Here is a 20478-nt window from a genome sequence, read left to right on the forward strand (position 1 = left end):
CGATGCTGAATTTTCTGAAGGCACAAGCTTATTTTATAAAAAAGGATACGATGTTCCGCGGAATTTCTCTACTGTTCTTTATTGCAAGCGCTGTGCTGGCGTTCTGGGTGGGCGGCAAAAATAACTTCGAGATCATCAATCTCGCACAGCCATTGATCCTGTTAACGCAATTATCGCTCTTTCTTTATTTTGTCATTCCTACGTATGTTTGTTTCTTTGCGACTGAAGGATATGAATATGGTTCCATAAAGCTTGTCCTTGCTTCAGGCCAGAGTCGATTTGCTTACATTACGGGAAAATATATCTCTGCGCTAAACTTCATCTTTGTGTGGGTCATTCAGTTTTTTGGTGTTTACTATGTGTGTTATATGTCGGCTGCCTTGATCTCGGGAAGTGTCATCGGCAATGGCGGATTGAAAACGGACGCGATTCAGGTTATCCGTGTGCTGGGGCTGAATGTGCTATACTTGTCCGCTTATGCGGTTCTGATCATCATGTTTGGGATATTTATTAGAAGAACAGCCTCGGCGGTAGTCGCTACTTTTCTTGTTATCTTCGGTGACTTTCTTATCACCGGCTACTGCCGAGAGGCTTCTTCTGCATTGGTACGTGAGTTATCGGGATATACGCTGACGACCCAAATTATGAAATTCTCGGGTGTCTACGTTGTCAATTCAGAGCGTGTTATCCTGTCAGGGACGAAGAGTGTTGTTGAAGTGCTTGTCATTCCATTGGTGATCACCGCCATCTGTATGTCTATTACCTATTTTTCATTCGGGAGAAGAGATATTCATGCGTAAATCAAACAAGACCCTTAAGATTGTGGGCGCAGTCGTCATAGCTGTCTTTTGTGTGCTGTTTGTTGGTATCGATATAGGGTGAGCGGGGTCGAAGCAAGCCAGGGGTAAAAAAAGCTCCGGCAACATCGTTGTCGGGGGATTTTAAAGATAGAAATATTACGATAAGTATAACGCCGCTCCTTTCCCCAGTGCAAACGGGAAATAGAGCGGCGTTAGTCAACTGCTCATTTTTTACGTAAAGGAACTTATTTCACCAGGGCCTTGAGCGTATCCTCCAAATTCAACTGGTTGGCAATCAGTCCATTATTCATCCAGTGGTTCCAACTGATCTCATGTACCCGTCCTTCCTTGACGGCAGGAAGACCCTTCCATACCTCACTAGTCATCAATTGTCCTGATTCCGTATCGTTATATTGTGTGATCAGGAAAATATGACCTTTGCCGATCTCCGGCAGCTTCTCAAGCGAAATATTCTGGAAGCTTTGTCCGTGGGCAAGAGCAGGCTCCTTGATACCCAGTTCATCATAGAGCAGCTTACCACTGTAGTCCTGGGCGCTGAGCAGGAAGAGATTCTTGCCGCTCGGCCACAGCAGAGCAACCTCCTGATCCCCGATCGCTCCTTTGATTTTCTCCTTGGCATCAGCAACCTTGCTGTCAAAAGCCTTAATCTCCTGTTCTGCTTTATCCGTTTGACCGAGCAAATCTCCGAGTGTGCGCAGTGTTTTTCGCCAATCGGTCATGCCGTTCTCGAACACATAGGTCGGTGCGATTTTGGAATAGGACTCGTACATCCCTTTATCGGCCCACTCCTTAAAGATCAGAATAATCAGATCCGGCTGCTGGGCAGCTGCTTGTTCGGGAACCAGGCCGCCTGCTGAGAAGTCTACCTTTGGCAACCCGGCCAGCTCGTTCTGCAGATACTCCTGAACGATATCGCCGTTGGCCCATTGTGCGACTGGCTTAATGCCAAGCGCGGTTAGCGGATCTTCCAAGTATGGAGCAAGCACATGCTTTGGATGTGCGGGAATTTGCAGCTCATGTCCAAGGTCATCCTTGACCGTTCTCGTGCCTGCTACAGTAGTATCTTCTGAATTGTTGGACGATGGAGTAGCTTCAGAAGTGGCTGACGCCTGAGCGTTATCTGGGGCCGGAGAAGAAGACTGCTGTGTTGCTGTGTTAGTGTTGTTTCCCTGTCCGCATGCCGTCAACGCCATAATCAATATGAATACACACAAGCTGACGAGTATTTTATTTCGGTTCATTGGGTATACCGCTCCTTTGATGATTGATATTCATTCTCAATAGAGATTATCATATACGGCTCATTTCCGGTTGAGAATGGACTAGATGTCGATTTGGGCGGTATTCTGCTGAAATTCAGGAAGACCGGCGGGAGCGGAATTGCTGAACAGCATCCTGGAGCTGTGCCGAGATCGCACGTGGCTCATAGAATTTCCAGATGGTATCGGAGACCTGATAGACAGCGTTATTTTGCACAGCACGTAGTTCTTGCCATTCGGACTGACTTGTTATGTTGCCGTAAAAAGCCTGAGAGCCAGGGTCATCACCGACTGACACAAAAAGATGATCTCCCGCATAAGATTTGATCTTATCTAGAGTAAGCGATAGTGGAGTGAAGTATTTGTTCCCATCCATTAAGAGGGATACAGCAGGCGGCGGCTTCAGTCCGAGCGTCTGATACAAGACATGACCGAATTCTTTTCCGGCCCAAAGACCGATGTGTCCGTCCACAATCCTTAGGAGCGACACAGTCTCACTAAAATCGATATAAGGTTGAAGCTCCGCTTTGGCCAGCGCTGAATGCTCACCGTGCCGGTTGATCCAGGCTTCCGCCTCCTGATCTTTGTCGAGTATTCCGGCGATTTGCCGGAGGTGACCGAACACATCCTGATTATCCCAGGGAATGATGGCAAGCGGCGCCATTCGTTTCAGACGAAGACGATAATCTTCCAGATGCGGCAGCTCCTGTGCGGTCACAATGAGGTCGGGGGAGAACGCAGCTATGGCGTTAAGATCAATCCGGTAAAAGTCACCGATATCCGCAATGCCTGCCTTTAAGGAGTCAACTGTCCGATTCGCCAGGTGCTGGCGCGGAGCTCCTAGCGGCTTCACGCCAAGGGCAAGCAATTGCCCTGTATAACTGAGTGCGATAATTTTCATTGAACTTCTTTTGATATGTACATAGGCGGCAGGTGAAATGCCTACACGCTGTTTGAACCGGCGGCTAAAGTAATACTCATCTGTGAATCCGACCTGTTGAGCGGTTTCTTTAACATTTAAACCATTACAGTGCAGATGTTGCTTCGCATGACGAATCCGGATGTCAGATAAATAATCCATAGGCCGCAGTCCGGTCTGCTTGCGAAAAGCATAAGAGAAATGTGAGGCTGTCATGTTTGCGATTCTGGATAGGTCTTGCTGGCGGATGTTGGCCGTATAGGCATGCTCCATATATTGAATGGTACGGGTGATGGCATTTGGGGAGCCTTCACGAGCTTGCCTGGCCTTTTTCAGGAGTAGCTCCAGATATTCTCTAAGCAGATGGTTCAGCGTGGACAGATCACATTCTGCTGGTCGATTCCATTGTTTTAACAAATTGTTTGTGAACTCAATAGCCTGCATATTTATAGTGGGCGACTTTAGCACAGATTCCTTGCCCCGCAAGGCTTTATATAACGCTTCAGTTTCTGTCCCCTCGTCTTCGGGCAAAAGAAGCTGAAAGTCAACTTGGATGATGCGCAGGTTCTGTTGTGAATCTATAACCCATTTTTCGTTCCCAATAGGCACTCTAAGCCATACAGATCCCGGACTGAGCGGCAGTAGTCTGTGATCTGGTGCTGATTGTGTCATCGAACCGAAGCCCTCAAGCACAACAAAAAGCGAATATTCGGTTGTCTGGTCAACTCCGTCCATTTGATCAGGCGAGAAGGGCAGTGAGGGCTGGACAACTCTTTTTATCATCAAAAAACGTTCTTCGGGTAAATTCATTTCCTACACCTCAATCACGAAATCATAAATGAGAACCATTATCATTAAATATTGTACTCTATCTATGATGGGCGGACAATCGTTGTTCATGTCAGTTGGCTTAGAGCGCAGCTTTGGGGAACTTGAGTATAAGATAGAATGAACGAGATATTCTGCTGGTCACCCATGACCCGAAAGTCGCCGTGCGTGCCCATTCATCCACAACACAAACAATCTCCGGCAACAGGGTTGTCCGGAGATTGTTTGTATTCCAGGTCTGTTATTTCATCAATCCATTAAGCGCGGCAAAAGCAATGTTCGCTGCTTCTTCATCATTCAGTGGAGCATGTCCGCTCATCAGGCGGAAAATAAGCGGGCCGAACAGGATATCGGTTGCCGTCTCCACATCAATATTGGCTTTGACTTCTCCGCGGGCCAACGCGCGCTCCCACAGCTCCCGGATAGCTGCCCGTCTTCCGCTAAGAAAGAATTCGCGAAAGAACGCGCCGGATTCAGGGTTAAATACGCCATCGGCAAGCAGTTGGGCAAAGATCGTACCGGCGTGGCTGGCATAAAAGAGGCTGACCAGCCGGACTTGCTCTGTGAAGTCGCCTACGGCAGTGCCGGTGTCGGGCAGAGGAATCGCTTCAGCCATCTGCTGTCCGAATGCCTCTGCCGCAATAGCTGTGCGGTTGGGCCAATGCTTATACAGCGTGGCCTTGCTTACACCGGATCGTTCGCTGATGGCATCGACTGTCGCCGCCGGAAGGCCGCCTTCTTCGAGAAGCTCAGACGCTGCCAGCAAGGCAGCATCATGGGCACGCTGGCTGCGGGGATTGCGGCGCTTGCTCAAGGCGGCGCTGTCTACGGTATCTGTACCCTTAACCAACCTGTGCATCTCCATAATCTGTGGAGAGTGCGAGCTCACGCCACTGATTCAGTTCATTCTGTACATAGTGAAGCTTGGCCTCTACACGGGAAATACAGTCTGAACCGAGCTGAAGGCGGAGCGGAGGTTCCTGTTCCCCCGCAACCTTCAATATTGCCTGTGCTGCTTTGACCGGATCACCAGGCTGATTATGATTCATCTTGCCTGCATAGCTGCGCATTTTGCCGGAAGTTTCACTATAGTCCTCGATGATGTTGCTTTCTGTATGGAGGCTGGATGAATCCAGAAAGTCTGTCCGGAAATAGCCTGGCTCGACGATAGTCACCTTGATGCCTACGGGAGCTAATTCGGCATGCATCGCTTCCGAGAACCCTTCAAGTGCGAACTTGGTAGCACCATAGATCCCCCAACCGGCGCCTTGGGCGAATCCGCCTACGGAACTAATGTTGAACACATGCCCCGAACGCTGTGCCCGCATGACCGGAAGGACAGCGCGGTTCACATTCAGGACACCAAATACGTTGGTGTCAAAGACCAGCCTGGCGGCAGCATCGGAGGCTTCCTCAACAGCGCTGAGCAACCCGCGTCCCGCATTGTTAACCAGTACGTCAATACGGCCGAATCGTTCAACCGTGGTCTCCACAGCCGCCTGAATTTGTTCCTCGTTCGTCACATCCACTTGTACGGCCAATAGACGGTTGCCCGCATCGGCATACAGCGCTGCGATAGCATCGGGATTTCGTACTGCAGCCACAACCTGATGGCCATGGTCTATCGCTTCACGCAGAATTTCTGCGCCGAGGCCGCGCGATGCTCCTGTAATAAACCAAACGCTCATATAATCCTCTCCCATGAATTTCTGTGCTCTCTAGGTGTCGATTAAGTCATTAAACGATGTTGGATAGTGTGGTGAAATCTTCCTCGCTCAATTGGATGGCAGCCGCAGCAATGTTTTCTTCGAGATGCTTGACGGAAGAGGTGCCCGGAATAGGGAGCATCACCGGGGAACGCTTCAGCAACCAGGCAAGTGCGAGCTGCGAAGGCTGTGCATCATGCTTGGCAGCCAGGGCGGCCAGCGGTCCGCCTGCTTTGGCCAGTTCTCCTGTTGCCAGCGGGAACCAAGGAATGAAGGCAATATTGTTAGCTTCAGCATAGGTCAGTACGGCTTCTGATTTGCGTTCAATGAGATTGTACAGATTCTGAACAGAATCGATTTTGGCAATCTGGCCAGCCTCTTGCAACTGCTCCACGGTCACTTCACTTAGTCCGATCTTGCGGATTTTCCCTTCCTGTTGCAGTAAAGCCAGCTCACCGATCTGCTCAGCGAGGGGAACCTTAGGATCGATCCGGTGCAGTTGGAAAAGATCGATCTGATCCAGCCCGAAATGCCGCAAACTAAGCTCTAATTGCTGCCGTAAATATTCAGGACGTCCAACCGGGCGCCAGTCGTTCGGGCCTGAGCGGGTCAACCCGGCTTTGGTGGCGATGACGAGATCCTTAGGATATGGATAAAGGGCCTTGCGGATCAGATGATCGGCTACAAAAGGGCCGTAGGAATCGGCAGTATCAATGAAATTAACGCCAAGCTCTACTGATCTTTGGAGTACGCGCAGCGCTTCTTCCGGATCGCGCGGATCTCCCCAGACACCCGGTCCGGTTAACTGCATGGCTCCATATCCGAGCCGGTTAACGTGTAGCTCGCCGCCAATGGCGTATGAGCCAGATAATGCTGCATTGGTATGTGAAATAGACATATGAGTAAGCCTCCTGTTAAATTATTAAGTGAACTATACGTTTAGTTTACATCTAGGTTTTGTAAATGCAATACTCAAATTCTATTGTTTTCAGAGAGGTGTAGTTTTATGAACCTTTAAAGATTCAATCCTGTAACTGCCGGGTAATACATCGGGTTAAGGTACATTTCATTATGGTCTGCGGGAGTTTTTTACCGAGCGGGACCCTCTAAGTGTAGATGACGAAAACCAGTGGTGGAGCGCCTGTGTTGGAACAATTGGAGGACGGACTGCTCGGATGACGGACTGATCGGATGACGAACGAAGTGAAAATGAAGGAGATGGCTGTCATGCACTATTCGAAGGGGACGGCCAAGTTAGTGCTGGAGCAGTTGAATCTGCCATTCGCTGTGATGCGAATATTTGAAGCTGGGGGTCGCTCGGTACATTCCAACTTGTCCGATTATAAAGATCCAGCTTACCTAACCTATACATAAGTAGCAGTTCAGTCGAGATTTGGTACAAACACAAAGGAGCCCGAAGGGGCTCCTTTGTCATACTTGGACGGTCAGCCCATCGCGCTTTGCAGCAGATAGGCTCTTTTTTGTGAGGTTTCGTTGCTGACCGCCGCAGCTGGCAGGCGAAGATGGTCGGAACGGATGTGCCCGCGTTCGGCGAGCAGCCATTTCAAGGGAGCGGGATTCGGCTCCGTAATCAGGAATTGGATCAGCGGCAGCAGATGCTCGAACCGCTGGTGAGCCTGCTCGATTTTGCCGGCCCGAAACGACTCATACACCTCTACAAACTGCTCACTATCCAAGTTGGCGCTGGCCAGAATGCCCCCTTTAGCGCCGCAGGACAGGGAAGCGAACAGAAGCTCATCCTCCCCGCAGAGAATCGGCTTGGACGAGAAGCGTGAAAGCTTGAACACCCGCCGGATGTTGCCGGTGCTTTCTTTTAAGCCAATCACATGGTCCAGCTCCAGAATGGCCTGTACGGCTGCAAGTTCCAGCGGGACTCCGGCGCGATGCGGCCGGTCCAACACAATGATGGGCAGCTCCGCCCCAGCCAAAGTCTCAAAATAGCGGACAATGCTTTGTTGAGAAGAGCGGCTGGAGGCTGGGGCGGCCACAAGAGCGGCGTCGGCTCCGAGTAATTTGGCCCAGGATATCCTTCTGGCTGCGGCAGTAGGGCTGGTGGCGTGAATGCCAACAATGAGCGGGATGTTTCCTATCGCTGTACGCGCAGTCAGGAGCATTGTTTTCAACTCGTCCGTTCTGATGGCAGGAGCTTCCCCGGTTATTCCATTAATAACAAGCCCGTGGATGCCTTTGCTGGCCAGGCGCTCAATCAACTCTGCAAAGGACTGCCGGTCCAGATTGCCCTGTTCATCGAACGGTGTAATAACGGGGACGATAATGCCATGCAGGCTCTGTTCTGTAAGCACAGCGTTCAACTCCTGTCTTCCGGGTCTGTATATCTTTAGACGGCAAGCGTCCTAACATTCATGATTCAAAATAGCGGACAATTCCTTAATCAAAGCAGCATTTTCCCTCCGTGTCCCTACGGAGATGCGAAGATAATCCGGCAGCTGCCAAATCACTCCGAATCGTACAATAATCCCTCGTTTCAGCAGATTCTCGTACACACTCCGCGCTTCAGGTCCGATGTGCACCCATACGAAGTTACTCATACTCTGGATATAATCCAAACCCATGTTGTTAAAAGCCTGATATAACTGCTGTTTGCCCTTTGAATTGACCTCCAGTGACAAGTGGACATGATCACTGTCGCCAAGTGCGGCTACGGCAGCGGCCTGGGCGAGGGCGTTCACATTAAAAGGTTCCTTCACTTTGGATAGAAGCTGGATCATGCTTCCAGATGCAATCCCATAGCCGACTCGGAGTCCGGCCAGTCCATAAATTTTGGAGAACGTCTGAAGAACAATGACCGGATATCCGGCCCGGACAAATTCCACACCATCGGTGTAGTCGTCAGCCGAAGCATATTGACAGTAAGCCGCATCCAGCAGTACAACAACATGCTGAGGCAAGAGATCCAGCAGCTGACGCAGCTCTTCCCGCGGAATATAAGTGCCGGTAGGGTTATTGGGCGAACATAGGCACAACAGCTTCGTCCGGTCCGTTACGGCTTCAGCTATAGCATGGACATTTATGAGAAAATCCCCGTCAAGCTGAACCTTTACTATGCTTGCCCCCATTAAATGCGCTCCAAATTCATATTCGCTAAAAGAAGGCGAGCAGACGATCACTTCATCCTCCGGTTCAAGAAAAGTCTCGGCGATAAGAGTAATCAACTCATCACCCCCATTACTAATGATGAATTGCTCCGGGTTCATCTTCAGTGTGGCGGCGAGAGCTTGTCTTAGACGGGTGGTGCCAGCGTCGGGATAACGATGAATCGTGGGTAACGCATAGCCGGCTGCTTCAAGGGCTTTGGGCGATGGTCCCAGCGGATTCTCGTTCGAGGCCAATTTGATGATGCCCGTCAATCCCATTTCCTGTTCAAGCTCCCAGATCGGCTTCCCTGGGGAATAGGGCGATATCTTGTTCAATGTGTTCCGTGCCTTGATCTTCGATTCTTCCATGTTTTCATCCCCTCTTACTCTTTAAAAATGACAACGTTGATGTTGAATATAGGATGATTTCCCGGAAAAGTAACCAGCCATTTGCCTCTTTTTTTGAGCAAACCGCTTTTTTATATTGAGTGATTCTTAAGTTCAGCCTACCAGGGCAAAATCGGCTGGTATTTAAAATTTAAGAAATGGATGGTTACGGGCTCCGGCAGAACCGTTATATTCGGATTTGATTTACAGCGAGGAAGGGGAGAGTCAGAGATTAACAGGAAGTTAGAGAAGGGCTGGAAGGCTGATAGAGGCCCATGGTTCCGAGTTTGGTGGAGGGCGGGGGAGAAATGATATCAAGGCAATACCGCATTCTGGCCTGGAGTACGTTCGTGGGCATGCTGTTTGTTTTGCTGGCGGGAGCCATTGTGACCCAGACCGGCTCTGGCCGGGGCTGTGGAAGCGATTGGCCCTTATGCCACGGGAAATTCATTCCGGCTTATACACTGGAATCTATGATTGAGTATTCCCATCGTATGATTACGGGGATTGTCGGATTGCTGGTGCTGCTGACCTTCATTCTGACATGGTTCCATCGCAGGGAGCACCGCGAAGCATACGCTTATGCGGGTGGCACGCTGCTATTTACAGTTATTCAGGCGCTGATGGGCGCAGCAGCAGTAAAATGGCCGCAACAGCCGGCCGTGATGGCTCTGCATTTTGGTATTTCTCTGCTTGCGGTTGCAAGCAGTATGATGCTGGTCTTATGGATCTACCGCATGAAACAGACGGACCGTCAAAGCGTGCAGACACCGCCGGGCTTTGCAGTCTGGGCCTGGGCAATTTGGGTGTTCACCTATGGTGTCATTTATCTGGGTGCCTTCATCCGGCACAGAGAAGCGGCAGGTGGCTGCATAGGCTGGCCACTTTGTAATGGCAGGCTGGTCCCTGATTTTAACGAAGTCGCAGGCGTTGTTTTTGCGCACCGTTTGGCAGCCGTTCTTTTGTTCATTCTGACGGCAATCTGGGCATTACTCGTACGGCGGGCAGAACACAAGAATCAGGCTTCGGGGATGGGAACGGCCGTCTCTTATCTGCTGCTATGTATTCTCTTTCAAATTATGAGTGGGGCCTGGCTCACAGCTGCGCTCGATCGGGGAGACGAGCTTCTGTTCGTCAGTCTCCTTCATAACATCATTGCGACGATACTATTCAGTCTGCTAACAGATATTGCCGTTCGATCATGGATCTATCGGCGCAAAGAGACCTCACATCCCTGAATTGTGTCTAAATCATGTCAAACTGAACACAGGAGTTGAAACAATGAATGTACCCAAAACGCTGCGCTGGTTGTCATCATTATCCGTGTTAATGGCTTTGCTGCTGACCGCAACCGGCTGCTCTGACGTCAGCGTTCTTCACCCGAAAGGACCCATTGCGGCGCAGCAGCGGGATCTGATGTTTATTTCAACCGCGCTTTGCGCCATTATCATTATTCCCGTCCTTATACTTGCGGCAATCATTATCTGGCGATATCGGGATACAGAAGGCAGGAAAGCCCCGTATACACCGAATTGGGCGCACAGCACACGGTTGGAGGTCATCTGGTGGGGGATTCCGATCCTCATTATTGTGGCAATTGCAGCCATCACCGTCCGGTACACTTATGCACTGGAACCGTCCAAGCCGCTGAAATCAGAGGTTAAGCCGTTAACCGTACAGGTCACCTCACTGAACTGGAAGTGGCTGTTCCAATATCCCGAGCAGGGAATTGCCACGGTGAATGTACTGACGATCCCACAAGGGGTACCTGTCCGGTTCGAGATTACCGCTGATTCTCCGATGAATTCCTTCTGGATTCCCCAGCTTGGCGGGCAAATCTATGCCATGTCCGGTATGGCGATGACGTTGTATTTACAGGCCGATGAGGTAGGTAAATACTGGGGCTCCGGAGCTAATTTTACCGGGACTGACTTTGCAAAGATGTATTTTGACGTGGATGCTGTAACCCCGGAGCAATTTAAGGAATGGGTAGCTGGTGTTAAAGGAGACTCCCCTGCACTAACGCAAGCTGGCTATAATGCATTGGCCGAGCCTTCGGCATCTGAAGTGCTGACGTATTCTTCTTTCCCGGAAGGGTTGTTCCAACGAACGGTTACCAAATATGCAGCATCCCATCAGCATGGGAAGCAGGCGCAGGGTATAGTCAAACCGGATACACCAATTGGAGATGCACGAGAAACGGACGTGCAACACACAGACATGCAAGGCATGGATATGCAAAATACGGATATGCAAAACATGGATATGGAGGATATGCATAGTCACAAGTAGATTCCCAGGAAAGGAGCAAATAGCATCATGATGGACAAGATCAAAGACTTCGCCTCCGACTTTTTCGTCACCGGTGATCCAATGATTTATGGGGCGGATGTCAGCATCGGTCTGGCGCTTGTCGGCATTCTATTTACATTGACGTATTTCAAAAAATGGAGGTGGCTGTGGAGGGAGTGGCTGACGACCGTCGATCATAAGAAAATTGGCATTCTGTATATTCTGTCGGCCTTTCTGATGCTGTTCCGCGGCGGAGTAGACGCGCTGCTGATGCGTGCGCAGCTCGCTGTGCCGGAATTCCAGTTCCTGCAGCCGGATCACTACAATGAGATTTTCACCACCCATGGCGTAATTATGATTCTGTTCATGGCGATGCCGTTTATGTTCGGGTTGTTCAATGTCGTGGTGCCGCTACAGATCGGGGCGCGGGATGTGGCCTATCCGTTCCTGAATGCACTTAGCTTCTGGCTGTTCTTCTCCGGGGCCATGCTATTCAACCTGAGCTTTGTCATCGGCGGCTCGCCGGATGCAGGCTGGCTTGCTTATCCGCCGTATTCGGAGCTGATGTATAATCCCGGCGTCGGACAAGACTTCTATATCTGGGGCATCCAGATTTCCGGGATCGGCAGTCTGATGACAGGGATCAACTTTATCGTCACCATTCTGAAAATGCGTGCGCCAGGGATGAAGCTGATGAAAATGCCGATGTTCCCCTGGTCTGTGCTGTCGAGCTGTATCGCTATTATCTTCTCGTTCCCGATCCTGACAGCGACACTGGCACTGCTATTCCTGGATCGTTACGCTGGCGCTCACTTCTTCACGCTGGACGGGGGCGGGAACCCGATGATGTACATCAACCTGATCTGGATGTGGGGTCACCCCGAGGTGTATATTATCGTCCTGCCAGCCTTCGGTATCTTCTCCGAAGTGGTGGCGACCTTCTCCAAGAAAAAGCTGTTCGGGTATAAATCAATGGTGTACGCCATGATGATTATCAGTATTTTGTCCTTCCTGGTGTGGGCGCATCACTTCTTCACGATGGGCTCTGGAGCGGATGTAAATGCCTTCTTCGCGCTGACCACGATGCTGATTGCTATCCCGACAGGGGTGAAGATCTTCAACTGGCTGTTCACCATGTTCCGGGGCAAAATTACGTTCGAGACGCCGATGTTATGGACGGTGGGCTTTATTCCGTGTTTTGTGCTCGGGGGGATGACCGGGGTGCTGCTGTCCGTGGCCCCAGCGGACTTCCAATACCATAACAGCTACTTCCTGATTGCGCATTTCCATCAGGTGATTATCGGCGGTGTCGTCTTTGGCTACTTCGCCGGACTGTATTACTGGTGGCCTAAGCTGTTTGGCTTCAAGCTGAATGAGCGGCTTGGCAAGTGGGCGTTTTGGTTCTGGAATATCGGCTTCTATGTCTGCTTTATGCCGCAGTATGCGCTTGGACTTATGGGTATGACGCGGCGTGTGGTTACGTACAGCTGGGACAAAGGATGGTGGGAGCTTAACCTGATCTCCACGGTTGGAGCAGTGCTGATGGGTATCGCATTTGTGTTCCAGGTGTGGCAGATCGTGCATGGTATCAAGCATCACCGGAAGAATCTTGACACCACGGGCGATCCATGGAATGGACGCACGCTGGAATGGTCGATTCCTTCACCAGCACCATTGTATAACTTTGCTGTGCTTCCGCAGGTGTCGGAGATGGACGATTGGTGGGCAAGCAAGGAACGTAAGGGCAAAGGTGCCTCTGTACCAGACACCACAGCAATACTGGAGCCGATTCATATGCCCAAAAACTCCGGTATCCCGATCATTATGGCCGGCTTCTGGTTCCTGGCGGGCTTTGGCTTCGTGTTCCATTGGCTCTGGCTGATCATTCCGGGACTAGCGGGTGTCGCCGTATGTATGATCGTCCATTCCTTCAACTATGACACGGATTATTATATTCCCGTAGACGAAATCAGCCGTGTGGAAGACACCGCAAGGAGGGTAACCTTATCATGAGTTCAACTCATTTGACTGAAGATACAAAGGCAAGTCATCATGGTCATCCTGATCTTGAGGAGATGCGAACCTTCGGATTCTGGATTTATCTCATGACGGATATCATGATCTTCGGCACATTTTTTGCCACATATATTGTACTGCGCGGCAGCACCAATGGCGGCCCGGGGCCCGCTGATTTATTCGAGCTTAGCGGTGTGATCGCCAGCACATTTATTCTCTTGGCCAGTAGCTATACCTGCGGCTTGGCGGTACTGGCGATGAACAAGGGCAGACATCGCGCCTTGATCGGCTGGCTCGGCGTGACAGCCCTGCTGGGAGCTGTCTTTATCGGGCTGGAGGTCAACGAGTTCGCCCATATGGTGAATGAAGGCGCAACGATGAGCACTAGCGCATTTTTGTCTGCTTTTTACACACTGGTGGGTACGCATGGTCTGCACGTGACGGTTGGATTGGTTTGGATGATTGCGTTAATGATTCAATTGAAACGCAGGGGGATTACGCCTGTAACGAAACGCAAAGTTCAGATCGTAAGCCTGTTCTGGCACTTTCTGGACGTGGTCTGGATCTTTGTTTTTACTGTAGTTTATTTAATGGGGGTGAGCTAAGATGTCACATGTGGAATCCGCTCATACCGGAGAAGAAACCCATGGCTCGCTGCGGTCCTATACCCTTGGGTTTCTCTGCTCCATCATTCTGACGATCATTCCGGTTGCCATCGTCATGGGAGGCTGGCTGGAGGGACGGACCAAAGCTGTGGTGTTAATGGCAGCGGGCGTCTTGCAATTGATCGTTCAGTTGTTTTTCTTCATGCACTTGAAGGAAGAGAAGAAGCCGCGCTACAATCTGATCTCTCTGATTCTCGGTCTGATCATTCTACTGATTATCGTTGCCGGATCGATGTGGATTATGCTCTACAATATGGTGGCTACATGAGCCAGCGGGCGCTCTACAGGGACTGGATTGGATTGACCAAGCCCCGGATTTTGCAATTGAATCTTTTTGCTGCATTTGGGGGCTACTGGCTGGCCTCACAATGGACCGTGGAGTGGAATGTGCTGCTGTGGGCGCTGCTGGGAACCACCTTTACGATGGCTTCCTCCTGTGTCCTGAACAACATTTGGGACTATCAGCTGGATCTTAAAATGAGCCGCACGCAGAATCGGCCGCTGGGTACAGGAAGAATCAAGCGCTCGAGCGCATGGATCTTCGCATGTGTGCTGGGGATTGCCGGAGAGACGATCCTCTTCTGGAAAGTAAACAGCCTGTGCGGCTGGCTCGGTCTCATCGGAATGTTCGTGTATATTGTCATTTATACGATGTGGTTAAAACGGACCTCTACGTGGAGCACCTCTATTGGCGGGATTTCCGGCGCGATGCCGCCGGTGATCGGTTATTGTGCCTATACTAATGAGATGGATGCGGGGGCGTTGCTGTTATTCGCACTATTGTTTCTATGGCAGCCTGCACATTTCTGGTCACTGGCGATCCGGCGGGTGGAAGAATACAGGGCGGCAGGCTATCCGCTGCTCCCTGTCCGTAAAGGCATCCGGCGCACCAAACTGCAGATGATTCCATATGTGCTGCTGTTGTTCCCTACAGTCATTCTGCTCTATTCACTGAATTACGCTGGGATTGTCTTTCTGACCGTATCCTTGCTGGCTACTGCGGCTTGGGGCTGGCACACGCTGCGTGGGACGACAACCAGCAACCATGAGTCCTGGGCCAAAGCCAATTTTCTGTTCTCGGTCAATTACTTGATGCTTGTGTTTCTAATGATGATTCTGGACACGTCAGGACGTCCGTTTTGGTAAAGCTGTAAGAGCAGATAGGATTGGTCTTTTTGTTTGCGGATAAAATCAAAATCCAGACACTAAGGTAAGACGCTCCTGCTCTTACAGTTCCAACTGTTTTTTCGTTATTAATGAATCCTATCTATAAAAAACAACCGCTGAAGCTTACGCTCAGCGGTTGTTTGCATGTTATAGAGGAGTCGACTGGCAGCCGGCGCTCAATGGATTAACCCCCGCAGCGCTTCGGCGAACTTGGCAATGCCGGGACCGATATCTTCGGTTTTGGCCCTGGCATACGTGAAGCGCACGAAGCCGGCGTCTGAACCGTAAACGCTCCCGGGTACAAAGACGATACCCCGCTTGATTGATTCTTCCAGCAGTCTGCCATCAGAGACCTCGTGATGCAGCTTGCACCACAAATGCAGTCCGCCCCGGGGAGCTGTGAACGTAACAAGTCCCGGCAACTCCTTTTGCAAGGCTTCAATCACGAGGTCCCGTTTGAAATGCAGCTCCGCCTGCAGGCGTTCCAGATGGGGCTGGAAGTAGGACGATTTGATAAACTGCGCAGCTACCTGCTGGGGAATGATACTCAGTCCGAAATCCATCTGCTGCCGGGCATCGGCCAGCCGCTCGACAATGGAGTTAGGGGCAACCATCCAGCCGACGCGTAGTCCTGAAGCAGCGATCTTGGAGAAAGAGCCGATGTAGAGGATGGAGCCGTTCGTATCCTCGGATTTGAGCGGGAACGGAGGGGCTCCTTCGTACGCTGTCAGACTGAACGGATCATCCTCTACGACGGGCAGTCCCAATTCGCTAGTGACGGCAAACAGCTGTTTGCGCCGCTCGTTACTTAGAACAGCACCCGTAGGGTTTTGAAAATTAGGATTCATGAACACCATCTTAATGCGGTGCTTTTTGTATAATGCACGAATATCTTCGGGGCGGATGCCCTCCTGATCTACCGGAAGCCGGAACAACCGGAGTCCTGCGGATTGGAACATAGGCAGTGAATAACAATAAGAAGGATCTTCTATAGCTACTGCATCTCCCGGCGACAGCAAGCACTGCGTGATCAAATACAATGATTGCTGTGAACCGGAGGTAATTAATATAGAAGATTCGGTCGTCTGAATCCCCCGGTAGGTCTCCAGGTAAGAGACCAATGCCTCTCTCAGCGGAGTATAGCCTTGCGGGCTGTCATAGCCCAGATAAGAGGTGTAATGATGTTTTTGCATAAGTGCTGTAATTTCTTCAATGGGCGCCAAATTCGGGGCCAGCTCTCCGCTTGCAAAATCAATCAAAGAAGGATGCTGGGCCAGGGCTTCGCGGATTTTGCGCATAAAAGGTAAGTTCGGCAGGAAGCTGCCGCCTTCTGCATATCGGCTCCAGTTCGGCGTATGCTTCGGCAGTGCCCCCCACTTCGTTCGGCTGACCCGAGTCCCACTGCCTGTACGACTTTCAATGATGCCCATGGACCGCAGCTCTGCAAAAGCCAGAATGACGGTGCTTCGATTCACACCGAGCTGCTCTGCCAGTTTTCGTTCCGAGGGAAGCAGGCTCCCTGGGGGATATTCTCCATATGAAATGCTCCGCTCCAGATGATCGGCAATTTGTTCATATAAGGGTTGTTTCGTTTGTCGGTCGGGTTTCCACATGATTATCACCACTCTCAATTTGTGCGTCGGAAAAATATTGTGATTTTTATCATACCACCGAATTTTAAAATTAAATCTGCCCATGATTCCTTAACCATGACAATTGTTTATCGATTCCTTGAACATGGATGGTGTGTATGCTGCACTAATTGGATGGCTCCCCAAAGTGGCTGGCTGAGAAACCACAGGATTGGTTGGTTACCGGTGGTGATCCCAATGTTATCATGACCCTAAGCTTCTATCATTAATGAAATGAGGGACGAGCTATGAATGAAATTAAGACGATTGTCAAAGACATTAACGACATGCCCTGGGATGAACTGGTGAGTGAACGTACGGGCAAAAAGATGATAGAAAAGAAGCTGCTGAATGATCCGGACACAGGCATGCTGATCAATTACTGCCATTACCCGGAAGGCTTCGTTACACCATGGCATGTTCATCATGATCTTGCTCACGGTATTTATGTGCTGGAAGGAACGTTATATACGCATGAGGGTTCTTACGGTCCAGGCAGCTTTGTCTGGTTCCCTGAGGGCATTGTGGCTGAACACGGTGCAGTTGCTGAAGGCGGAGCTACGGTTTTGTTTATTACCAACAAACCATTTAACATCGAGTATATCGATAAAGAATAAGGACAGCGACCAGGACGGGAGAGGATGGAATGAATCAGAGTCAACCGCAAGTGAAGGTAGCTGTCGTTCAAGCAGCCCCGGTCTTATTCGATAAAGCATCGGCGATGGACAAGATTGCTGTAACAGCCAAGGAAGCTGCCGCCCAAGGTGCTAAGCTGATCATTTATCCCGAGGTATTCATTCCGGGTTACCCGCGCGGCTTGAGCTTTGACGCAAGAGTGGGCAGTCGGACAGTAGACGGCAGGAAGGACTGGGAACGATACTGGGCCAGCGCCATTGACATTCCCGGTCCTGACACGCAAGTTCTCTGCGATCTGGCCCGGGAACTGGGCGTGTATCTGGTGATTGGTGCGGTAGAGCGGGATCAGGAGTTCAGCCGGAGCACCTTGTATAACTCCATGATCTACATCGGACCAGATGGAGAACTGCTGGGCAAGCACCGCAAGCTTGTGCCTACGGGTTCCGAACGGCTCTTATGGGGAGTAGGGGACGGCAGCACCCTGCCCGTCATTGACACCCCTTTTGGCAGAATCGGCGGATTGATCTGTTGGGAGAACTATATGCCGCTGGCCCGCATGTCCATGTATGCACAGGGTGTGGATATATACATTGCACCTACAGCAGATGCGCGGGAGACGTGGCAGTCCACGATTCGGCATATTGCCTGCGAAGGCCGCTGTTACGTCATCTCCTGCAATCAATTCGCTACTAAAGCTTCTTATCCTGCAGATCTCGCCGGTCGTGAAGAACTCAAGGAAGATCCTGAGATTCTCAGCCGGGGTGGAAGTGCCATTGTCGGTCCGCTTGGCGAGTATGTAACAGAGCCGCTATATGATGAAGAGGGGATTCTGTATGCAACGCTCGACCTGTCGCAAGTAGTACAGAGCCGGTTTGATCTGGATGTGGTGGGGCATTACAACCGTCCGGATATTTTTCAACTGACCGTCAATACGCAGAAAAAAGACGCCGTTCGGTCCATTTAGCTATGAGCTAACGACTTTAGCGCATTTGTTGCCTCGTCTTTAGGTATCGGTTCCCTTTATACGATTACAATCGGGCAATGCAATTTGTAAACCATAAAGTGCGGCGTGAAACTGGCCATCTTTATGGTTTACACAATTCTATTTTATAGTAGAATAATTTAATTTTTGTATTCACACATTTGTGAAATTTATCACGTAGTTATGATTAATTTTTAATATATAATTAATTCATAAAAAGAAATAGGGGGAATTGAAATGAAACTTTTGAAAAGCTTGTTAGTAGCAGGAGCAGCGGCAGTATTGTTGGCGGGGTGTGGAGCGAAAGAAGAGACGGCGGCCAATAAACCGGCTGCTGAACAAACCGATGCAGTAACTACCGCTTCGATCGTTGATGAAGGTGCAGCATTCACGAAGGCTGTGAGCAAGGACGGCAACTGGATTGTTGCTATTTTAAAAGATGTAGCTATTGATCAAGATGTTGTAGTAGCTGGTGAATTCCGTGATAAAGGTGCTGCCGACGGCAAAATCTACCGCAAGATCGCTTTGTATGCACAAGATGCAGATCACAATATTACAGCCAACTACACACTTACAGTACCTAAGCTGACTGTACAAAGTGAGAATTTGAGAGTGCAAGGCGGTACAATCAAAGGCGATGTATATGTAGAAGCCAAAGGCTTTAACCTGCATGAATCGGCAACCATTGATGGTAATCTGTACTTTGCCAGCGAAGATGTAAAAGCATCGGCTGCTATTGACGGTAAAGTGACTGGAGCTACCGAAGTTAAATAATTCCGTCATTGTATGAATAACATTATCTCTGGTGAGCCTGTAGACTAAAGCCCATTGCGGCCTTTGTTTACAGGCTTTTTTATTTGAGAACGAACAGTAAAAATAAATCTTTACCGATCGTTCCCAATATGTTAATATCATTTTGAGAGGAGGCAAGAGAAAGAGAACAAAGATAATATAAAAAATTTTACTATATATGAGAATGATCATTCCCGATAAAAACAGTATTCATATTGAAACTACACATACACAAAGGAGCGAATAATAATGGGTAAATTAGATGGAAAAGTAGCATTGATCACAGGTGGAAATAGCGGTATTGGATTGGCTACGGCAAAACTGTTTATCGCAGAAGGAGCCAAAGTTGTAATCACCGGCCGCAATCAGGCCACATTGGACGCAGCGGCAGCAGAGCTAGGTGCAAATAGCTTGGCCGTTCAGGCGGATGCAGCGGATCCAATAAGTGGCGAGCAAGCAGTAGCAGCAGCAGTGAAGAAATTTGGCCAATTGGATATTGTATTCGCTAACGCCGGTATCACCGCGCAAACACCAACAGGTGGGACCGAACTCTCCGTCTTTGAAGAGGTACTAAAGGTTAACGTTACGGGGGTCTTTTTTACCGTTCAAGCGGCTGTACCTCACCTAAAAGATGGGTCTTCCATCATCTTGAATAGTTCCGTGCTTGCTACAGCCGGAAGTCCTGGATATGCTGCATACGCAGCCAGCAAAGGGGCAGTAAGCAGCCTGGCAAGAGTGTTGGCCTCCGAATTGTCACCACGCGGAGTTCGCGTGAATACCATTGCTCCAGGTGCGACACGTACACCAATCTGGGGACAATCTACTGCAGAGGGGATGGCACAACTGGAATCGGTACTTTCCCGCACAATTCCACTGAACCGCTTGGGTGAGCCACAGGAAATCGCCAATGTTGCTTTGTTCCTGGCTTCCAATGACTCCTCTTTCATCCAGGGTACGGAGATCAGCGTAGATGGCGGCGCAGCTGGTTCACCGTTCGGCGCCCCAATCTATCTGAAAAAGTAAGGACCGCTTCATCTGGACTCACAATTTGACTAAGGCTGTTTCCTTGTTACAGGGAAGCAGCCTTTTTGCTTTAGATGCTGAGATAAGCGAAATGAGGGCGAAAGTAGTATCTATAATTTAGGGGGAAAAATCTCGTGATTGACCTGTCGGTAGGTTGGGGCCTTTTGGCATGTTTTTGTAGTTCTGATGTTGGATTTTCCCGGGGTGTCTTTCAATTATTGTTAGCGTTATCAACGCT

Annotated in this window: 20 protein-coding genes; 12 read left to right on the forward strand and 8 right to left on the reverse strand. The window is 50.0% G+C overall.

The window, feature by feature from the left end; translation table 11 throughout:
* Positions 1-2 precede the first annotated feature (2 nt).
* Entirely contained in the window at positions 3-800 is a 798-nt protein-coding gene (locus ACFVU8_RS01195; protein ID WP_387425574.1) for an ABC transporter permease, read from the forward strand.
* A 245-nt stretch (positions 801-1045) separates the two neighbouring features.
* Here ACFVU8_RS01195 and ACFVU8_RS01200 read toward each other — a convergent pair whose 3' ends face one another.
* From ACFVU8_RS01200 to ACFVU8_RS01220, 5 genes are all read right to left on the reverse strand, one after another.
* On the reverse strand, positions 1046-2062 hold the full coding sequence (locus ACFVU8_RS01200) for an ABC transporter substrate-binding protein (protein WP_387425575.1): 1017 nt from the start codon (positions 2060-2062) through the stop codon (positions 1046-1048).
* Positions 2063-2177: 115 nt separating this feature from the next.
* Positions 2178-3809, reverse strand: a complete 1632-nt coding sequence (locus ACFVU8_RS01205; RefSeq protein ID WP_387425576.1) for an AraC family transcriptional regulator — start codon at positions 3807-3809, stop codon at positions 2178-2180.
* Between the two features lie 259 nt (positions 3810-4068).
* A complete protein-coding gene (locus ACFVU8_RS01210; RefSeq protein ID WP_387425577.1) occupies positions 4069-4677 on the reverse strand; it encodes a TetR/AcrR family transcriptional regulator in 609 nt (202 codons plus the stop codon).
* Positions 4670-5515 carry an oxidoreductase gene (locus tag ACFVU8_RS01215; RefSeq protein WP_387425578.1) on the reverse strand — a complete coding sequence of 282 codons (846 nt, stop codon included), beginning with the start codon at positions 5513-5515 and terminating at the stop codon, positions 4670-4672. Before ACFVU8_RS01215 ends, ACFVU8_RS01210 begins: the two co-directional genes overlap by 8 nt.
* A 49-nt stretch (positions 5516-5564) precedes the next feature.
* Positions 5565-6431, reverse strand: a complete 867-nt coding sequence (locus tag ACFVU8_RS01220; protein WP_379464522.1) for an aldo/keto reductase — start codon at positions 6429-6431, stop codon at positions 5565-5567.
* Positions 6432-6760: 329 nt separating this feature from the next.
* Between ACFVU8_RS01220 and ACFVU8_RS01225 the strand changes: the two genes are divergently transcribed.
* A complete protein-coding gene (locus tag ACFVU8_RS01225) occupies positions 6761-6907 on the forward strand; it encodes a hypothetical protein (protein ID WP_379464521.1) in 147 nt (48 codons plus the stop codon).
* Between the two features lie 71 nt (positions 6908-6978).
* On the opposite strand, the gene ACFVU8_RS01230 is transcribed toward ACFVU8_RS01225, so the two are convergent.
* A complete protein-coding gene (locus tag ACFVU8_RS01230; protein ID WP_379464520.1) occupies positions 6979-7857 on the reverse strand; it encodes a dihydrodipicolinate synthase family protein in 879 nt (292 codons plus the stop codon).
* A gap of 51 nt (positions 7858-7908) precedes the next feature.
* Complete coding sequence (hisC, locus tag ACFVU8_RS01235; RefSeq protein ID WP_387425579.1) at positions 7909-9018, reverse strand: histidinol-phosphate transaminase; 1110 nt, start codon at positions 9016-9018, stop codon at positions 7909-7911.
* 326 nt (positions 9019-9344) lie between these two features.
* On the opposite strand from hisC, the gene ACFVU8_RS01240 reads away from it, so the two are divergent.
* From ACFVU8_RS01240 to cyoE, 6 genes are read left to right on the forward strand one after another with little or no spacing between them, the layout of a single operon-like run.
* Positions 9345-10274: a COX15/CtaA family protein gene (locus tag ACFVU8_RS01240; protein WP_387425580.1), complete on the forward strand. Its 930-nt coding sequence runs from the start codon at positions 9345-9347 to the stop codon at positions 10272-10274.
* Positions 10275-10317: 43 nt separating this feature from the next.
* Positions 10318-11328, forward strand: coding sequence for a cytochrome aa3 quinol oxidase subunit II (gene qoxA / locus ACFVU8_RS01245; RefSeq protein WP_387425581.1), 1011 nt, complete (start codon positions 10318-10320; stop codon positions 11326-11328).
* Positions 11329-11355: 27 nt separating this feature from the next.
* Positions 11356-13341 carry a cbb3-type cytochrome c oxidase subunit I gene (locus ACFVU8_RS01250; protein ID WP_387425582.1) on the forward strand — a complete coding sequence of 662 codons (1986 nt, stop codon included), beginning with the start codon at positions 11356-11358 and terminating at the stop codon, positions 13339-13341.
* The gene (gene cyoC / locus ACFVU8_RS01255) at positions 13338-13949 is read left to right on the forward strand and encodes a cytochrome o ubiquinol oxidase subunit III (protein WP_066362597.1); all 612 of its coding nucleotides are present in this window, start codon (positions 13338-13340) and stop codon (positions 13947-13949) included. Before ACFVU8_RS01250 ends, cyoC begins: the two co-directional genes overlap by 4 nt.
* 1 nt (position 13950) lies before the next feature.
* Positions 13951-14277 carry a cytochrome o ubiquinol oxidase subunit IV gene (gene cyoD / locus ACFVU8_RS01260; RefSeq protein WP_066362593.1) on the forward strand — a complete coding sequence of 109 codons (327 nt, stop codon included), beginning with the start codon at positions 13951-13953 and terminating at the stop codon, positions 14275-14277.
* Positions 14274-15155 carry a heme o synthase gene (gene cyoE, locus ACFVU8_RS01265; RefSeq protein WP_387425583.1) on the forward strand — a complete coding sequence of 294 codons (882 nt, stop codon included), beginning with the start codon at positions 14274-14276 and terminating at the stop codon, positions 15153-15155. Before cyoD ends, cyoE begins: the two co-directional genes overlap by 4 nt.
* 197 nt (positions 15156-15352) lie before the next feature.
* Here the strand turns inward: cyoE and pdxR are convergent, their stop codons facing one another.
* The gene (gene pdxR, locus ACFVU8_RS01270; RefSeq protein ID WP_379464513.1) at positions 15353-16789 is read right to left on the reverse strand and encodes a MocR-like pyridoxine biosynthesis transcription factor PdxR; all 1437 of its coding nucleotides are present in this window, start codon (positions 16787-16789) and stop codon (positions 15353-15355) included.
* A 266-nt stretch (positions 16790-17055) separates the two neighbouring features.
* Between pdxR and ACFVU8_RS01275 the strand changes: the two genes are divergently transcribed.
* The 4 genes from ACFVU8_RS01275 (at position 17056) to ACFVU8_RS01290 (ending at position 20240) form a co-directional block, all read left to right on the forward strand.
* On the forward strand, positions 17056-17424 hold the full coding sequence (locus ACFVU8_RS01275) for a cupin domain-containing protein (protein WP_387425584.1): 369 nt from the start codon (positions 17056-17058) through the stop codon (positions 17422-17424).
* Positions 17425-17453: 29 nt separating this feature from the next.
* Positions 17454-18407, forward strand: coding sequence for a carbon-nitrogen hydrolase family protein (locus tag ACFVU8_RS01280; RefSeq protein WP_387425585.1), 954 nt, complete (start codon positions 17454-17456; stop codon positions 18405-18407).
* Positions 18408-18662: 255 nt separating this feature from the next.
* Complete coding sequence (locus tag ACFVU8_RS01285) at positions 18663-19199, forward strand: polymer-forming cytoskeletal protein (RefSeq protein ID WP_387425586.1); 537 nt, start codon at positions 18663-18665, stop codon at positions 19197-19199.
* 267 nt (positions 19200-19466) lie between these two features.
* Complete coding sequence (locus tag ACFVU8_RS01290) at positions 19467-20240, forward strand: SDR family NAD(P)-dependent oxidoreductase (RefSeq protein ID WP_387425587.1); 774 nt, start codon at positions 19467-19469, stop codon at positions 20238-20240.
* Positions 20241-20478 lie beyond the last annotated feature (238 nt).

It is taken from the genome of Paenibacillus sp. NPDC058177 (assembly GCF_042883835.1).
GTDB lineage: Bacteria > Bacillota > Bacilli > Paenibacillales > Paenibacillaceae > Paenibacillus_AQ > Paenibacillus_AQ agri.

What these genes read in the sequence shown, in the direction of transcription:
- ACFVU8_RS01195 (WP_387425574.1), top strand. Translation starts at nt 3, where the DNA reads ATGCTGAATTTTCTGAAGGCACAAGCTTATTTTATAAAAAAGGATACG.
- ACFVU8_RS01200 (WP_387425575.1), bottom strand. Translation starts at nt 2,062, where the DNA reads ATGAACCGAAATAAAATACTCGTCAGCTTGTGTGTATTCATATTGATT.
- ACFVU8_RS01205 (WP_387425576.1), bottom strand. Translation starts at nt 3,809, where the DNA reads ATGAATTTACCCGAAGAACGTTTTTTGATGATAAAAAGAGTTGTCCAG.
- ACFVU8_RS01215 (WP_387425578.1), bottom strand. Translation starts at nt 5,515, where the DNA reads ATGAGCGTTTGGTTTATTACAGGAGCATCGCGCGGCCTCGGCGCAGAA.
- ACFVU8_RS01220 (WP_379464522.1), bottom strand. Translation starts at nt 6,431, where the DNA reads ATGTCTATTTCACATACCAATGCAGCATTATCTGGCTCATACGCCATT.
- ACFVU8_RS01225 (WP_379464521.1), top strand. Translation starts at nt 6,761, where the DNA reads ATGCACTATTCGAAGGGGACGGCCAAGTTAGTGCTGGAGCAGTTGAAT.
- hisC (WP_387425579.1), bottom strand. Translation starts at nt 9,018, where the DNA reads ATGGAAGAATCGAAGATCAAGGCACGGAACACATTGAACAAGATATCG.
- ACFVU8_RS01240 (WP_387425580.1), top strand. Translation starts at nt 9,345, where the DNA reads ATGATATCAAGGCAATACCGCATTCTGGCCTGGAGTACGTTCGTGGGC.
- qoxA (WP_387425581.1), top strand. Translation starts at nt 10,318, where the DNA reads ATGAATGTACCCAAAACGCTGCGCTGGTTGTCATCATTATCCGTGTTA.
- ACFVU8_RS01250 (WP_387425582.1), top strand. Translation starts at nt 11,356, where the DNA reads ATGATGGACAAGATCAAAGACTTCGCCTCCGACTTTTTCGTCACCGGT.
- cyoC (WP_066362597.1), top strand. Translation starts at nt 13,338, where the DNA reads ATGAGTTCAACTCATTTGACTGAAGATACAAAGGCAAGTCATCATGGT.
- cyoD (WP_066362593.1), top strand. Translation starts at nt 13,951, where the DNA reads ATGTCACATGTGGAATCCGCTCATACCGGAGAAGAAACCCATGGCTCG.
- cyoE (WP_387425583.1), top strand. Translation starts at nt 14,274, where the DNA reads ATGAGCCAGCGGGCGCTCTACAGGGACTGGATTGGATTGACCAAGCCC.
- pdxR (WP_379464513.1), bottom strand. Translation starts at nt 16,789, where the DNA reads ATGTGGAAACCCGACCGACAAACGAAACAACCCTTATATGAACAAATT.
- ACFVU8_RS01275 (WP_387425584.1), top strand. Translation starts at nt 17,056, where the DNA reads ATGAATGAAATTAAGACGATTGTCAAAGACATTAACGACATGCCCTGG.
- ACFVU8_RS01280 (WP_387425585.1), top strand. Translation starts at nt 17,454, where the DNA reads ATGAATCAGAGTCAACCGCAAGTGAAGGTAGCTGTCGTTCAAGCAGCC.
- ACFVU8_RS01285 (WP_387425586.1), top strand. Translation starts at nt 18,663, where the DNA reads ATGAAACTTTTGAAAAGCTTGTTAGTAGCAGGAGCAGCGGCAGTATTG.
- ACFVU8_RS01290 (WP_387425587.1), top strand. Translation starts at nt 19,467, where the DNA reads ATGGGTAAATTAGATGGAAAAGTAGCATTGATCACAGGTGGAAATAGC.